Source organism: Maritimimonas sp. 2210JD6-3 (assembly GCF_056591795.1).
In genome coordinates this window covers 1-16362 of record NZ_JBWQOJ010000005.1, presented here as the reverse complement: position 1 = coordinate 16362, position 16362 = coordinate 1, and the positions used below count along the sequence as shown (strand labels likewise).

Genomic DNA, 16362 nt, shown 5'->3' with positions numbered 1-16362 from the left:
ACGTTGATAATTCTTTAGATATCAGTACAAGTTGATTATCGACTACTAATTTAGTATTTTTATGTTTAATCATGGTAAAAAGTTGAAAAAGCATGACAATTTATTATGTCTTAATTATACTATTTTATATTTCAGTAGCAATTCATTTTGCATTTATTTGTAAAAAGTACATTCCATATATATCTAGTTATATCAATGGAAAATCTATATGGAATACATCTTATGACAGATTAAGACTATTAGCGGTTGCTGCAATATTTATTGTCCCCATTTTATTATTCAGAGGTCTACGTCAACTAGAAATAGAATCTGATGTAATTACCTATATAGCTTTAGCTCTTATAACAACAATCAACGTTTTATTCATTTATTTTAGTCAAAAAATAATTTGGTCAAATCAACTTGAAAAACCTAACAATAAAGCCTATCAATTCAAAGATTTCTTTATACACAAATCAAAATACAATGAAACAATTGAACTACTTGAAGAACACAACTTTTTTTCAAAAAGCAAAACTCCAGAAGTAAAAGAATTGATGATTTTGGTTTGTAAGCTTAATGATTTAGGGATTTTAAAAAATATTCATAGAAAACAAAATAAACTATGCTTAGCATTGAGTAGTTTTTTTAATATTCCTAAGTTTTCGGAATCAAATCTAAGTAGAGCTTTGAACGATTTTAAAGATCATAGTTTTACCCAAATACAAGAAGAAGTTTTTGCGAGCTTTTCTTACCTAGATGAATTAAAATAGGCCATAAATTTTTCACTCAATGATAGAATATTGACTATTCTTGAGTTGATCTTGATATAGTTTTGGAGCATTAAACACTAAAATGTTTCATTATGAGAGCTATACATAATCCCTATGAATTTTTACTAAATGAAGTTTCAGAACTTAAGAAACTTCTTATAGAGATAAAGAATAAACCTAAAGAAGATTTTTCTCTTAAATACTACACTAGAAAGGAAGCTGCGTTATTGCTTCGCACTACTACACAAACCATAAAGAGCTACATAGAAAAGGGATGGATCAAAAAGGAGGACGTAGGCCCTAGAAAACAGCTAATCCATCATTATCAAATTTTCAATGAAGATAACTCTATAAAAGAATTTAAGTATAAGCGTGAATTATAAACAGACCATTACAATAGGCTTTATTGACGGTATATCTATTTCATTATTTAAAAACTAAATCCCTAATAAATAGTTCGTATGAAGTTTGAAGGCAAAAATGAGAATGAATCCAAAATCATTTTAAAGCTTGATTTGGATTTAAAAGATGATTCCATAGAGTTAGATTTTATCGAAATGCTAGGTGAGGAAAAAAATGATGTTTCGGATGAGGTGCAAGAGGTGTCTTTGTGCCACGCACAAAAACAAATCTTGCCTTCTCCGGTTGGTCGCAGGGGTAAAAAAAAGTCTTTTAAGGCAAAAACAGAAATATTAAAATTTAGATGTACACTTTTTGAACGAAAAGTTTTACAAGCAAAATCTAAAAGAAGCGGATTGACCATTAGTGAATATTGTAGACGTGTTGTCTTTGATAAAGAAATAGTAGAACGATTATCTGATGAAGAAATTGACATCTACAAAATGCTAATTAAATACAGTAATAATTTTAAATCTATAGGCAATATGTATAGTAAAAAGAACCCAAAACTTACAGCTATGGTTTATGAATTAGCAGATGAAATAAAATCACATTTAGCCAAATTCAAAAAATGATTGCAAAAGGTAAATCGATATCACATACTAAAATGGCTATTGCTTATGGATGGAATCAAGACAAGGAAGCCGAAATAGTTTTTAAGCAACATGTAATAGGAGAAACACCGACTGAAGTCAGTAATGAGTTTAAAATGATTCAAGACTTAAACTATAGGTGCAAACGTAATACGTTATCATTTATCATAAGCCCAACTGTTAAAGACGGTGAACGATTAAGGCAAAATGATTTTAGAAAAATATGTAAACAGTTCATAAAAGAACTAAATCTTAAAGATAGACAAGCCATTGCTTTTATACATCAAGATAAGAGGCATAAGCATATCCATTTATATGTAAATCGTATAGACTTTAATGGGGTTGCATATAAGGACAATTTTATAAGCAAAAAGAGTCAATATATGGCTGAAAAAGTTGCTGAGCAATTAAAACTAACAACAGTTAAACAAGTACAGTTTGAAAAGCAACAAGACTTAAAAGCAATTAGAACTGAAATAAAGCGAAGACATGATTTAAGCATGCAACAATTTAAACCAAAATCATTTGATGAGTACTTAAAAGCAATGCAAACTAATGGGGTTAAGGTAATACCCAGCATTAACAAATCAAATCAACTGCGAGGTTTTCGATTTGAATTTGACAGATATAACTTAAAAGGTAGTGAAGTACACCGTAATATGTCCATCATCAATATTGGGAAACAGATCAATAAGAACCCTCATTCTTTACTATTGAAGTCCAAAACTAATCAAGTAAACTTATTGGGGAAGGTATTAGAACTTTCCCAAAACATTGCTTTAAAACTTACGAAGAAAATTATTAAGAAAACCATAGAACAAAGCATAGGATTTTAAAATAAAATATTATGGCAAGATTAGAAGAAATAACAAAACTATTAGTTAACGAAATAAACAGTTTTGAAAAAGGAGTTGCTAAATTAGAAGAGTTAGATAAGAATTTAAGCAATTTAACTGTAAACTTAAATCTAAAAGAATTTCAGGGTTTGAAGAATGAAATTAGCAATGAGTTAAATTCAAATAAACAAATACAAGAAAGGTTTAATAACAGATTCGAAAGTACAATTAAGAGAGCAAAAGTCTATCCTAATTGGGCAGTAATAGTTTTTGTTTGCTCTTTAATTTTAGCTTTTGGTTCAATTTTCTATTCTTACAACAGATATAAAAATGTTAAAGAAATTGAAAGGAGTGCTTACAATCAAGGTTTATTGGATTATGAGGCTCACATTAATTCTTTTTTCGATAGCAACCCAAAGTTTGAAAAAACCTATAATAAATGGAAAAATGATAGTAAAAAGTAGAACCCTAATTAGTGCAATTAGGGTTCTAAAATCAATCCTTCCAAAAGATGAGCTTCTGAAACCAACTCTTCTTTTTAGGTTTAGGTTTAGGCAATTCAACAGAATCACTTAAACCTTCTTCTAAATTTTCTGAGTTTTTTCTCATATAGTATTCTTCTCTTTCAGAATCTTCAACTGCCCTGATCTCACGTATTTTTTTGTCAGACCATTTCATAGACCATTCAACCTCGTTGTTAACAATCCAATAATGGGATTTACAGTCAAAACTCCAATTACCAATTGACGGTTTTAAACTAATTGCCTCTCCATTATAAATCATTTTCCATCCTGTAGGAGTCAAAGGAGTATTTACTTCATTTCCACAACCACAGACACATTTATGAATCACAGCTCCATAATCTAAAGAAATGTACAGAATACCCTCTTCGATTTTGTCTGGTATAAAGCCAACGAATTTATGCTGAAACCTAATCACTGACTAATTGATTAACATTAATAGAATAAGTACTGTGATGCTCATTCTCAAGGTCATTTAAAACACCAAAACGCTTGTAAAACTTAATTACAGCAAATGTTGCATTCAAGCAGTTCAAGGGAGCGATTTGGATATTGGAAGGATACTCTTCATTTTCTTCATCGGCAAATGAAACACAACCACTCCAGATGTGGTCTCTTTTATTTTTAGTACTTGTAGTAGTCCTAATTACTCCAATTAAGGAATCATCAACTCGTTCCACTCCAATTCCTGTATCAATAAATTCAACCCCTTCATCTTCAAGTTTTTTAAATATTAACTCTTTGATTTCACTTTTGTCAATACAAACAAATACAAAATCCAAATCTTTAAGCAAACCAACATTAGATTCATTTATAAACAAACCATGAGTTACTATATGCTTATGCATTCTAGAATAAATACCATGAAGATAATCGACCTTTAAAATGGATTCATTGAGTTGTTCCAATGAAGGTGCACCGGGCGCTCTAAAAGCATTATGCTGTAAAAACTTATCACCATCATACAAGTGTATTCCGCCTACATAAGTTTTTGCAATAAAATCTAATATGTATGAACCCGTCCCTCCTAGACCTATAATGCCTATTTTAAGCCCTGATAATTTCTGATTTACGGCATCAATTTCTGCTTTTGAAGAATTTGTATCACTATAATTTAACACAGATTTCTCGTTTAAAGACTCAATAACTTTATAAGTTTGAGCAGTAACACTTGGATCTATATGTCTGGCAGGAGCTGAAATTATTTCAGCGTATCGCACCATTTTATCATAGTAATTCTGATAGCCATTTGCAGGTTTATTTGAAAAAGAATGATTTACAACAATCCTATCAGTCAAGTTCGCAGTTCGGCTTGAGTGCTGTAACTGACGAATTATAGTTCCATCAATGTTACAAGGAAATTCACCTTCAAAATGAATTACATGTGTATTTGGTTTTGTAACTTGATTGTTAGCAATAGACACGTTGCTCACCAACGTGCCTTTTACTAATTCTTTTTTAGCGTTCAAATAAGGAACACTATGCATCAACAAATAATTTCCAATTACTTCTACTTCATAACCATCGTCACGAAGGTTTTTGATGTCTGGACTATGATTTATTACTTGGAACGACATTGAATATCATCTTGTTTTTAACATAAATCACAGCTCCTTTCGCAAGACTGCCTTCGGGTTTGCTAGGCACCCCATTTTTGTAAACTATTGTATAAATAACCTTAGTATCGTTAGGAACATTCCCATAAGCCAATTTAACAACATCTTCATAAGAGATTTTCTCGCTGCTCCATGCCTTTTCTCTTGCGTTTACAATAACACACTTAATCTCTTCTCGTTGACAGCTTACAAAACGTGATGTTTTAGTTATAGCTATCTTATGCTCTACATCATCTTTATAAGAAACCTCAACATTTCCGTTACGAATCTCCTTCAAATAGAATCGATCAGGATTAATACCTGCCACCTCCATAATTTCTATGGGAGTCATAAAACACTCTTCGGTTTCGAATTGATTATTATCGACCTTTATTTTCAGTTTCTTATAGGGCCTTGCCTTAAATCCTTCAATACCGGCTGTCTTTAAATCTACTACTTCATCAAGTTGTATGGGCTCAAAGCCTTTCTCATTGATTTTGTAGAGCAACTCATAATCTTCTGGAGGAGTTAAGTTTGCAATAGTTAATAGTTCACGCCCAGATATTTTTGATTCGCTAGACTCGAATCTTCTGTTATTAATTTTAAAAAAATACATTTGTAAAATTTTTTAATTTAATACTCCATTCTTGGTTGGAGTTCACCTTGACTTATCATTCTTTAAAACAGCCTAAGTCAAGTGCTATTCAGGCAAAGTATTATGTTAAAACACTTGTCTTGATCAAAAAAATCATTACATTTGTATAACAAAACAAAGGAATGGTTAAGGTGATAAGCCTTAATCGAAGAGTTGTCCAAAACTTTAAATTCCTAAAACTATAATCCAATTTATTGTTGCCGCAGTAGATTGGATTTTTTTATTTAATTATCGGCGTAATATTTTATGTTATTCATAGAAACAAATATAGTTAAAAAACTAATATGCTAATTTTTTAGTTATCAAAAATGATAATTTAAAAAATTAAATTACATCAGTTTTTAATTTCGATTCAAATATAAGTTAAGAAGTGAATTTTAAATAAAACAATTACTAAAAGTTTTCCACAAATTTTGTTAATTAATTCAAGGAGAACTATATTTGTGCACATCAACAGCTATTTTATGTTAAAAAAAGGGGTGCATCCAGGTGTAATTCTATCTAGTTTATTAAATGAACGGGGTATAACTCAACGAGATTTTGCCTCAATGGTAGATGTCGCATACCCTATAGTGAATAATATCTTAAAAGGTAGTAGGAACATTAATGTTAATTTTGCAATTTCTTTGGAAGCAGCTGGCTTTGAAACGGCAAGTTTTTGGCTTACAAAACAAATGGAATATTCATTAAAAGATGCGCTTAAGAATGAAGAGCTAAAGAAGAAAAAAGATGCAATAAAGGCTTGGTCTGAAATTAAAGAATTAGTTCCTTTAAATTACTTTCAAAAACAAGATGTTGGGATTAACTCTTCCGAAGACATTGATAAGGTTTATACAATCTATGGTGTTAAAGATTACGAAAGTTTAAAAAATAGGATTAAAGATTTTAACCCTACCTACTTTAGAAAATCCTCTAAGTTTGCTGAAAATAAGAACAATATTGTTGCTTGGTCTTTATTAGCTAAATATAAGGCTTTGCATGAGGAGGCTGAACATTTTCATAGATCAAATGAAAAGCACCTTTTAGTTGAGTTGAAGAAATGTTTTTACGATGGAGATGATGTTATATTACGAACTAAGGACATTCTTAAGAAATTTGGAATTAAATTTTTTCCTTTAGATAGACCTTCACAAACTCCAGTAGATGGTAAGTCCTTTATGTCTGGAAAAAACCCAACAATTGTTTTATCTCTTAAGTATAAAAGACTAGACAACTTTGCGTTCACTCTGTTTCATGAAATAGGACACGTGTTTGAACACCTTACCAATCCTAAACGTCCAGAATTTAGAGAAGAAGAATTTTTTATTAATAATAATAAAAATACAGAAATTGTTGAGTTTGAGGCAAATAATTACGCGACCAATAATTTAATAGACCCTGAGATATTTGATGACTTTATCTTACTTAATGATGAGTACCATGACGATGTTATCCTAGAATTTGCTCATAATAACAAAATACATCCTGCAATAGTTTGGGGTAGAATATGTTATGAATTTCCAGAGTATTATCGCAAAAGGAGCTCTATTAGATTATTGAATTCTCTTAATTAACTTTACTAATAAAATGCCTGATAGACCTATAAATCCAATGAATATTGGTATATTGGAAGTGCCATTTTTTGAACTTAACTGACCGTCCTGATTTTTTTTGGATGATCAGTAAAAATTGCAGATGATTTTAAGAAAAAGAAATGGATGATAGATACTTGGAAAAAAGCTTAAATGGGACTTAAAATTTATTTATATATAGCTAAATCACCTATTTACGATAACTTTCTCAATCTTTTTTATCCCATCTGAAGTAAAAATTTCTATTAAATATATACCAGAATTGAGATTATTTATTTTTAGTCTCTTAAGTGATTTTTCTAAAATCTTACGATTAAGGACTAATTTTCCACTTAAATCATAAATTTTAAAACTCTCTAAATTATTAGCATTATTTGTTATAAAAAACTCTCCATTGTTTGGATTGGGATAAATGATTAATTTATCATTTCTTTCCTGCTCTTCAGTAAAAATAGATTTTTTAATATCAATATAACTATCTGTCCTTCCACTTGACAACAGTTCTATATCTCCAAAACTAACTGTATTGTAGAATTGACCAACTAAGTAAAGATTATCATTATGAAAAAGATACTTTATTAATTTGTTTTGGTAAGGACTAAGAAATTCTCGAGAATCAGAAATAACACCCATTTCATTTAATTCATAAGCGATAGAATTAACGCCTTTATAATTTTGATAATTACCAATTAACACAGTTTTTTTAGGTTGTGATATTACTTGTCTTAATTCTTTATCACTATCGAAACTTCTTGACCAAATTAAATTATTTTCAAAACTTTCTTTGAATACTTCATAATTTTCTTTACTCTTTTTCTGTAGTACTATGACTCCCTCTTGGTCAATGTCAAATGAAATAATTCTATTGTCCGATATTTGAAAGTCTCTATCGAATTTAGATTCTTCAATTCCAAAACGATGAATGGTTTTATTTTTATTAAAAGAGCCTAAAAAGTATATATAATTGGAACTTTGTCTAGTTTCTAAAATCCTTTGAGATGGAAAACTAATAAATTTTTCCCATACTAAATTTCCATTATAATCAAGTTTAATAATTATACTTCTATTGGCTTGAGATTTTTCATCCTTTCCATATTCAGCAACTAGGTAGATATGATCTTTAACTAAGAACATACCCTTTAGATTTTCATTGTTTATGGTTCCAAAAGACTTAATCCAAACTTCATTACCATTAACATCATGCTTAATTAGAAATATGTCCTGCTTTCCTTGGGAAGTAATGTAAGATTTGTTTCCAATTAAATTAGCATAAAAAAGCCCCGTTGTATAGCTGTTTCCATAACTATCTACTTTAATATATTTGCCAAACTCAGTAATTTCCTGTCTGTTTTTGTATTTACTACCAATAGTTTTAAGCCATACAATTTCTTTAGAACGATTAAGTTTGGCAATAAAAGCGTCAGAATCCCCTTTAGCTTCCTCTTTGTTAAAAGTTCCTTGGAAATACCCTGTTATATAAATATTTTCATTTTCATCAATTGCTAAATCATTTATACCGTCATGACCACTTGCTCCTAATTGAATAAATGAGTTCTGAGCGTTTAAATAGCCGAAAAACAAAAAAAATGATAAATATAGAATTAAATTTCTCATATTATTGATCTATTGTATTGCAGTCTACAATCTTTGCCTTTATACTAGTGCCTTTGATATTAGTGTTAGGTTTTATAACTATTCTATTAGTTGCCTTATAAACTGTATTGGCATTATTAGAAAAATTTGTATTACTTATTGTAATATCTTTTCCCTCAACACCTTGAGCTTCTGTAGCTATATTTTGACTATCAATAACAATGCTTTGATAACAAACACCAGCTTCTCCAATATTAATATTATTTAAATCATAAGTATATAAGTAAGTATAGCCGTAATATACCTCATGAAATACTTGGGTAATAATACCATTTTCTTCGTCAACATCTCTTAAAAAATTTGTTTGATTACTTGTATTAACACTTGGGAATAACCTTGCGTCTTCTTTATCTTTACTCTTCCAAAAATTTCCATTTCTAAAGAACAAACATAATACATTATTATCTGGAAAATCTCTTACTCTTCCACCATAAGTAAATATAAATTTGCCGTCGCTGCTCAGCTTGCTAATATCTTTTGGTAGTAAGATAAATCTATTATCCGATTTCAACTCCTGTTTCAAAAGCGCTGAATTCAAACTATCAAGTTCCATTTCATCAACAACTTCTTCAACTGACTTATTCGAATAATTTGCTGCTAAATCATCGTAATTATCAATATAAGTTTTTAAATGAGCAGTTTGTATATTATCAGTCCAACCAGTTGTTGGTTTCTCCCATATACTTATTGCTCTTGACCAATTAGGGCCATAAGCTGAAAGAGAGTTTACAACGTTGTCGTTTGCATTAAAAATTAACCCTATTCCAGCAGCATCGTAAGTATCATCATGTAATCTTGCAGATTCAATAGAACTTTGCCAACCATTTTCCGATTTACTGTATACAGAAAAATCACTCTTATTAATTAGGCCTGGTGTATTTGCCCCTCCATGCGTATGCGACGTAATAAATACATTATTATTTGAAACATTCATTCGTATGCTTTGTTGATGATTTACAGACACTTCGCCATCTAAATGGTCACTATTTAACAAATTTGCTTTAGATTCAAATAAATTGTTACTAGGGTTTAACTCAAAGACTTTAATTTCTCTAAAATACTTATAAAGCAGGGCATTGTATCTAACAAATGATAGAACTAAATTATTTTCAAATAAACTGGCACTAATATTTAAATCAGGTCTGTTATAATGGGAATCAAGCTCGTAATCATATTCCATATTTTGAATTACTTCATAGGAAGACCAATCAGAAGTGTTCTTCTTTAACACCTTTACAAATATTTTTTCTTGATTTGGTTCTCTATGAACTAAAACTACTTTATCTTTATATGCAGAATAACTTGCAGATTGATCATTGTAAACATTATTATATTGCTGCCAAGAATGTAAAATGGCTGTTCTATTATAATTTCCATCACTACCCTTATTATAAACCTCAATATTGTAGTTATTGCGACTAGATACTGTCTGTGTAATTAAATTTCCATCGAAATTTCTAGTTTGTATATTACGGAATCCGCGATCTGTAATTAACTGGGCGTGAGAATGATTTATATTTTGAATCTCTAAATAATCAGTCTCGTCAACCACTGTAATAGTTCTTTCATCAAAACTTTGCCATTGATAATTATCATCTCCTACATAAAGTCTGACTTTATATGTGCCAACTTCATCGAAAGTGTGTTTTACTGGGGTATTTATATCAATTGGATAGTCTCTGTAAACATCAGGGTCACTAGATTCACCATATTTGAAATCGAAATACCAAGATTGAGATCTTATATTTGATGTAGGTTCTGAATAGTCATAGAAAGATACTTCTTCACCTTTATATACAATCCAGTCAAGATTTTGAATTGGAGAAAACATTTTAGCCACAATTCCCGAATCTGAATTTGATACATAGATTTCTTTTGTAACACAAACTTCAGTGCCACAATTATCGGTAACACATAAATCTACTGTGTAACTACCAGGAACAGAGAAAAGATGTTGAGGATTTTCAAAAAAAGACAGTGTTGGACCATTGTAATCATTGAAAGTCCATCTATAAGATAAATTACCACATCCTCCTGTTACTTGACTATTAAATTGAGTTAATATTCCTGTGTAATAAGGTGTATCCCAATTAAAGTCAACAAAAATATCTGTATTAGGTGGATCAGAAATATTGATAGTAATAGTATTTGAAGTAGAAATGTTACCGTAATAATCCTCAATATCCATATTAACTCTATAAACTCCTGAATTTTCAAATATTACCTCTATATGAGAGTCATTTTCAGTACCTACTAAAAAATGAATTGAAGAGGTAACGTCATTTCCAGAAGAGTCTAGTATTCTCCACTGTCTTGAATATACATCTAAAAAGGAGATATCTTCAAATTCAATTGCTTGAGGAGATTCTCCTTCAGTTATATTTGAAGTTATTGCTACTTCATTATTGGTATCGCAATCATCAACCGTTATAGTTTTAGTTAAAGTACTCGATTCTCCTCCAGTATTTGTAACTGTTAAAGTAACTTCGTATGTGCCAGGTGAATTATAAGTGAAAGTTGGATTTCTACTTGTGGAAGTAGAAGAGTTTAAGTCTCCAAATTCCCAAAACCAAGAAACTATTGCATTACTTGGTTCCGAAGAATCACTAAAACAAACTTCTAAACAATTTGAAGCAGATTGCTTATTACTACTGCACGAACCCCCAGTAAAAAAATCAGCTCCAAATGGATTGGATTCAGTTTGAACATTTATTCTATGATAAGTGTCAGTGCCTGTAATTGTACCTGTTGGCCAATTCCCATTGGCTAGCTTAATCGGTAAAGAGGAAGGATTTGACAAAATATCATTACCGGCTAAATCTTTACCCTCAAACTCTAAGATATGTGTGCCAGAGGTTAAAGCACTTCCATTAGTTATTGTTCCATACCATAACTTTTCGTTATTATGATCTTCTTGTAAATTTATCTCAATATTACCAAGCTTAAGTTTAAGCTCAGAAAGTGGTTCACTTGGATAAATGTTAATTCTTAAATCTCTACTCTGAGAAGTGGTTATGTTATTAGAATTTGTATTATCTCCTAAAATCAACCTATCGTCTAAGAATTTCCATTCTCTTTTATACAGATTGGTGCTTGGATTAAACTTGTTATAAATTTCAACATTTTCGATAAAAGGTAAAAAATTATCTATGACTATAGGGACATCTATTCGGTTAGCAAGCCTATTGTTAGGGTTGTCATTATAATCTACATCATAAGCATCAATGTATAGTCTGTATCTATTATCTGGAAATTTGGCATTTCCTGTATAATTCGCATTTAAATTATTATTATTTGCCCAATTTTCAGAAGTATTTTCTCTTATCGCAGTATTTAAAAAACGGTCATGTGGAGTTGCATTTGCATGAGATGTAATTATATGTACATCCCTAACACCATAACCATAAGCATTAGGGTGCAAAACAATATTATTTGCTGCAGTAGTAGGAGCGGCATCGAAAGCTAAAGTATATTCGTATAAAGCATTATTTACATTTGGATTTTTATAATTCTGAATTTGATATTCATAAGCGAAAACTGCTGAATTACCTCCAGTTACACCACCGTTTTGAGAAACGCCTCGATCTTCAGCTTCGACAGCAATATCTATTTTAGAATATATAACTTTATAATCGGTGTTTAGGTAGTTTACTTCATTTGATAACTCTAAATTATTTTGAGCTGTATTGGTTGAAGTTCTTCTAATACCATTTTTGTAAATTTTATAACCATTAGGAAACCTTCCACTATTTCTCGTTATAGTAGGAGCTTGATTATCTACGTAAGGGTTTAAATTTTGGTTTATATAATTAACTGAGGCAGCCTGAAGATGCACATGAATAGCTCCACTTTGAATCATACCCCCAATTTTATCTCCTATTTCAACTTGAGTATTACCAGTACCCGCCGACACTATAGAGGCACTAGGTCGACAATGGTAATAAAAAACTCCTCCAACTTCAATTCGACTAGAACCTTGAGACCAATTACCTCCTCCGTTTCTCCAGCCTACAACACCATTATTAACGGCATATATATCGCAATTACCATTTGCACAATTAGTCCCATTATTTATGTCGGTTCCTCGATGCAATCTAATCGAGTTCCTTACTTCACCAACTTTACCAATTACCCTTGCTTGATTATTAGGATTTTGCAAAGGCCATTGTACTTGAGCTTTTACAAGGAAGAAGCCCAAGAAAAACAATAATAAAAATAACTTATAGTTTTTCATAGCTCAAAATGTTGTTATTGGAATAAAAAACAAGGTAGTTCTCGAATTCTTTGTAAGCTATATTACCCTTAAACGAAGATTTGGTGTCAACTGTTTGTACAATGTCTTTAGTTTTAATGTCAATAACCTTTATAATAAGGTCATTGATTTCATTTTTACCATCTTCATATATTCCTTCAGTCAATAGTAGGTTTTTGTTATCCAATACGTATAAATTAGTTCCTTTGAATCGATAACCATTATCAACTTTAGTTAACTGACCTTTTTCCTTATTAATTTGCCAATGTTTAGTTCCGTCATTTCCATTGAAGGCATGAATTGCCGATGTAGTATTTATAAAAATATCGTCATCAATATTTAATATCTTATTATATGCCACCCTTTCTTTGAGAGAAATTTTATTTTTAATGTTTAAGTTGGAATCCAGAATTAGTATATAAGTCGAACTATTATTCATGCTAGAAAATAGCAAGGCTACTTTATTGCTGAAAACTTTCACATTTGAAAGAATATGTTCTGGCTCAATATCAATTTCTTTAGAACCTAAGAAATTTTTACTTCCAAAGGCATTGTATAAGGCCACCCTAATTTTTGGATCCCTATCGATTTGAGCAGCGAAAAAAATATAATCATCATTTGAACTAGAAGAAATCCAAGACTCAGTATTAAATGGCCTAAACTTGTGGATTTCTTCGAAATTACTAGAATATATACCTATCCAATCAGATCCACTATGTCCACCTTCTCTTAGAATTATATCCCCTGATTTTAGTATTTCAATGGATGAAGATAATGACATTTTAAAATTCGACTTCTGAATCAGTTCATTGTCTTTTAAATTGTAAGATATATAATTTCGGGTATGACTGCCAACATTTTCAATAAATGTGAACAGTCTTTCCTTAACTAATTCCAATGGGTATTCATTTTTCTTTAATTGAATACTTTTACCATTCTCATTTCTTATGAAAAATGATCTATCTATACTATTGGTTTCATAATTATTACTTTCAATTTCTAAATAGGAATATAATGTACTAACATTATCTTTGAAAATGTTATCTAACTTAGAATTTGTCTTTAAAATATTACTCTTTAAAAAATTCTGCTTTTCTTTAATTACCTGAGAATGACAGATATTTATTACCAATATCAATGCAAAAGTTACAATAAATCTCATAGATTTAACTTTTTAATTTATCCAGTTTTGACTCCAGTTCTTTTAAGCGTTTTTCTTGGTCTAACGTGTATAATGTAAGTTCTTCAATTTTTTTTAGTAAGAGTAAGTTCATTTTTTTTAAATAAACCCCCTCTTTTTCCATTTTTTTTGCTGAAGGAACTTCGGGTAAGTGTTTATTCTTGTTAATAAATTTTTCTATTTCCTCTAAAGATTTTAAATCATAATTTTCATCAAAAACATAGTCAGGAGCTACAGCACCTTGAAGGTCAACAATAATTTCTTGAGTATGTATTTTACCTTTGACAGTTAGTTTCTCATCTGGAGCTGATGTGCCAATACCCACATTGCCATTGTCTTTTAAGATTCTTAACTTTTCAATTCCTGCCGCTTGTAAAATTAAATCTCCAGAATATGAAGAAAACTTATTTGTGCCACTCCAAATATCTCGGTTGAAATAAAATTTTGGACGATCGGTTGATATATGGGCAAATCCAGAGTTTAAAGCCCCAACATCTATATGGCCAGAGCTAGATTTAATTCTCAAGGCACCGTTACCAATATGACCTCTAATATTACCGTTAATATGTAAAGTTTCTTGTGGGTTGGTATTACCGATTCCTACTCTTCCATTGTTAAAAATATTAAGAGTACGATGATTCAAATTATCACCGAAGTAAAATGCGCTTCCTCCATTATTATCGGTATTATTTAGAGAGAAATATACATTATTTGCACCTTGTTTTCTGACTATAATATCACCTCTTTTCGCCAATGGATGAAAGGCACCATCTGTGCCTGAGATAGCTATAGAAAACTTACCATAATTTGTTCCGATTCTCATGGAACTATTCCCAGTAGGTTTGTAGATTTCCAAAGCCCTACCTTCTCCTGAACGCCAAGGGTCATTGATGCTTTCAAATGTAGAACCTAAAGTGAAGGTACCTAAATGTGATAAATTTTTATTAGAATTAGAAGAATTGGTTGTTACACTAAAATAATTTTGAGAGTAAGCAATGTAGTTACACAACAAAAAAATAAAAAGTAAAGCTTTTTTCATGATTGATTTTATAAGTTTGTTAAGAAATGCAATTTATTATTTATGATAAAAAAAAATCTAAAAAGAGTTGTTTCAAAAATTGGAATTCTTCCATTTTTCGAACATTTGAATTTTATTCATCAACGTCGTAAAAATAAGAAAAAAAATTATGAGTTTAAAAAGAACAATTCACATATAATTCTTCCTCCAGATTTTTTTTTGTACGAAACTTTTAACATAAACTATCATAAATTCCATTTTGGAGGGAAAAAAACTGCTAATTGGTTATATGAACACTTTATAAAATATGTAGACATAAATGATAAGAGAATTCTCGATTGGGGCTGTGGTCCGGGAAGAATTTTAAGGCATTTGCCAGAAATTTTATCAGATTCGAATGAAGTGTTTGGCACAGACTATAATAAAAATTATGTCTTATGGTGTAATAACAATTTAAAAAAGATAGAAGTAAAACAAAATGAGCTAAACCCGCCTTTAGATTTCGAAAGTAATTTCTTTGATATTGCTTACGGAATTTCAATTTTCACACACTTATCCAAAAAAATGCACTCAGAATGGATGAAGGAATTAAGTAGAGTTTTAAAAAAAGACGGAGTTTTTTTATTTACTACACATGGCGATGCTTTTCAAGAGAAATTATTGAAAAATGAGAAAAGAATTTTTGAAAAAGGTGAACTCATAACTCATTATTTTAAAAAAGAAGGAAATAGACTTTTTGTCGCATATCATCCATCAGAGTTTATTAAAGAATTATTAGCGACCTACAATTTTACCATTCTTGAACATGATCCTGGAAAAGTTGTTAATGGAAGGCCTCAGCAAGATTTATGGATAGTTAAAAATAATTAATTTTTAAATTTTATATGATTAATTATTTTTGACTAGTTATAAAGCTCCCAATAAAATCATCCGTAAAACTTCCAATAAATTAATAAACATTTATCCTGCTTCAAAAATTTAATAAGTTATAAGTGTTATTCTTCTTTAAGAATTCAGCAAATTATCGAATCTTTTCCTGTCAGATATTCTTCCATTAAAAGAATAGTACTAGAATTAGAAAGATTAAGTAATGACTACTACAATTAATTCAAATTTTCCTCATACTAAAAAAGTTTATAAGCTAAATTATTTACTCTTACTTTGTACTTTTCAACTTCGAGTTATTCTTTAATTAAATATCACCAAAAACTGAATTAATGGCCAATATTTTAGCATTATTATTGACCTGATGATACATGTTAAAACTTTTAAAATCTTTATGACCACTGATGCTCATAATGGTTTTATCAGCAATACCTTTATTGCGCATTATTGTT

General features: G+C 30.1%; 14 protein-coding genes. 7 read left to right on the top strand and 7 right to left on the bottom strand.

Translation table 11 applies throughout. The features are described 5' to 3' along the window. Nucleotides 1–92: 92 nt before the first annotated feature. From AC1EUY_RS03840 to AC1EUY_RS03820, 5 genes are all read left to right on the top strand, one after another. On the top strand, nt 93–752 hold the full coding sequence (locus AC1EUY_RS03840; protein WP_480194181.1) for a hypothetical protein: 660 nt from the start codon (nt 93–95) through the stop codon (nt 750–752). Nucleotides 753–844: 92 nt separating this feature from the next. Then, nucleotides 845–1135: a hypothetical protein gene (locus AC1EUY_RS03835; RefSeq protein ID WP_480194180.1), complete on the top strand. Its 291-nt coding sequence runs from the start codon at nt 845–847 to the stop codon at nt 1133–1135. A gap of 78 nt (nt 1136–1213) precedes the next feature. Beyond that, complete coding sequence (mbpA, locus tag AC1EUY_RS03830; RefSeq protein WP_480194179.1) at nt 1214–1726, top strand: mobilization protein MbpA; 513 nt, start codon at nt 1214–1216, stop codon at nt 1724–1726. Then, entirely contained in the window at nt 1723–2580 is an 858-nt protein-coding gene (locus tag AC1EUY_RS03825) for a relaxase/mobilization nuclease domain-containing protein (RefSeq protein ID WP_480194178.1), read from the top strand. The genes mbpA and AC1EUY_RS03825 overlap by 4 nt, the downstream gene beginning before the upstream one ends. A gap of 11 nt (nt 2581–2591) precedes the next feature. After that, nucleotides 2592–3044 (top strand): DUF6730 family protein, encoded by a 453-nt coding sequence (locus AC1EUY_RS03820; protein ID WP_480194177.1) that lies wholly within the window; start codon nt 2592–2594, stop codon nt 3042–3044. A gap of 31 nt (nt 3045–3075) precedes the next feature. Here the strand turns inward: AC1EUY_RS03820 and AC1EUY_RS03815 are convergent, their stop codons facing one another. The 3 genes from AC1EUY_RS03815 to AC1EUY_RS03805 are packed head-to-tail and all read right to left on the bottom strand — an operon-like array spanning nt 3076 to nt 5312. Then, complete coding sequence (locus AC1EUY_RS03815; RefSeq protein WP_480194176.1) at nt 3076–3519, bottom strand: ubiquitination-like system serine protease family protein; 444 nt, start codon at nt 3517–3519, stop codon at nt 3076–3078. Further along, the gene (locus AC1EUY_RS03810) at nt 3512–4678 is read right to left on the bottom strand and encodes a ThiF family adenylyltransferase (RefSeq protein ID WP_480194175.1); all 1167 of its coding nucleotides are present in this window, start codon (nt 4676–4678) and stop codon (nt 3512–3514) included. Before AC1EUY_RS03810 ends, AC1EUY_RS03815 begins: the two co-directional genes overlap by 8 nt. After that, nucleotides 4653–5312 carry a multiubiquitin domain-containing protein gene (locus AC1EUY_RS03805; RefSeq protein WP_480194174.1) on the bottom strand — a complete coding sequence of 220 codons (660 nt, stop codon included), beginning with the start codon at nt 5310–5312 and terminating at the stop codon, nt 4653–4655. Before AC1EUY_RS03805 ends, AC1EUY_RS03810 begins: the two co-directional genes overlap by 26 nt. Before the next feature lie 503 nt (nt 5313–5815). Here AC1EUY_RS03805 and AC1EUY_RS03800 point away from each other — a divergent pair. Then, on the top strand, nt 5816–6904 hold the full coding sequence (locus AC1EUY_RS03800; RefSeq protein WP_480194173.1) for a HigA family addiction module antitoxin: 1089 nt from the start codon (nt 5816–5818) through the stop codon (nt 6902–6904). Nucleotides 6905–7108: 204 nt separating this feature from the next. Here the strand turns inward: AC1EUY_RS03800 and AC1EUY_RS03795 are convergent, their stop codons facing one another. The 4 genes from AC1EUY_RS03795 to AC1EUY_RS03780 are packed head-to-tail and all read right to left on the bottom strand — an operon-like array spanning nt 7109 to nt 15046. Continuing rightward, nucleotides 7109–8536 carry a T9SS type A sorting domain-containing protein gene (locus AC1EUY_RS03795; RefSeq protein WP_480194172.1) on the bottom strand — a complete coding sequence of 476 codons (1428 nt, stop codon included), beginning with the start codon at nt 8534–8536 and terminating at the stop codon, nt 7109–7111. A 1-nt stretch (nt 8537) separates the two neighbouring features. After that, complete coding sequence (locus AC1EUY_RS03790; protein ID WP_480194171.1) at nt 8538–12809, bottom strand: PKD domain-containing protein; 4272 nt, start codon at nt 12807–12809, stop codon at nt 8538–8540. Continuing rightward, nucleotides 12796–13989, bottom strand: a complete 1194-nt coding sequence (locus AC1EUY_RS03785) for a hypothetical protein (RefSeq protein WP_480194170.1) — start codon at nt 13987–13989, stop codon at nt 12796–12798. Before AC1EUY_RS03785 ends, AC1EUY_RS03790 begins: the two co-directional genes overlap by 14 nt. 4 nt (nt 13990–13993) lie before the next feature. Then, nucleotides 13994–15046 carry a DUF4097 family beta strand repeat-containing protein gene (locus AC1EUY_RS03780; protein ID WP_480194169.1) on the bottom strand — a complete coding sequence of 351 codons (1053 nt, stop codon included), beginning with the start codon at nt 15044–15046 and terminating at the stop codon, nt 13994–13996. Nucleotides 15047–15088: 42 nt separating this feature from the next. Here AC1EUY_RS03780 and AC1EUY_RS03775 point away from each other — a divergent pair, with 42 nt between their 5' ends. Beyond that, nucleotides 15089–15895: a class I SAM-dependent methyltransferase gene (locus AC1EUY_RS03775; RefSeq protein ID WP_480194168.1), complete on the top strand. Its 807-nt coding sequence runs from the start codon at nt 15089–15091 to the stop codon at nt 15893–15895. Nucleotides 15896–16362: the final 467 nt, after the last annotated feature.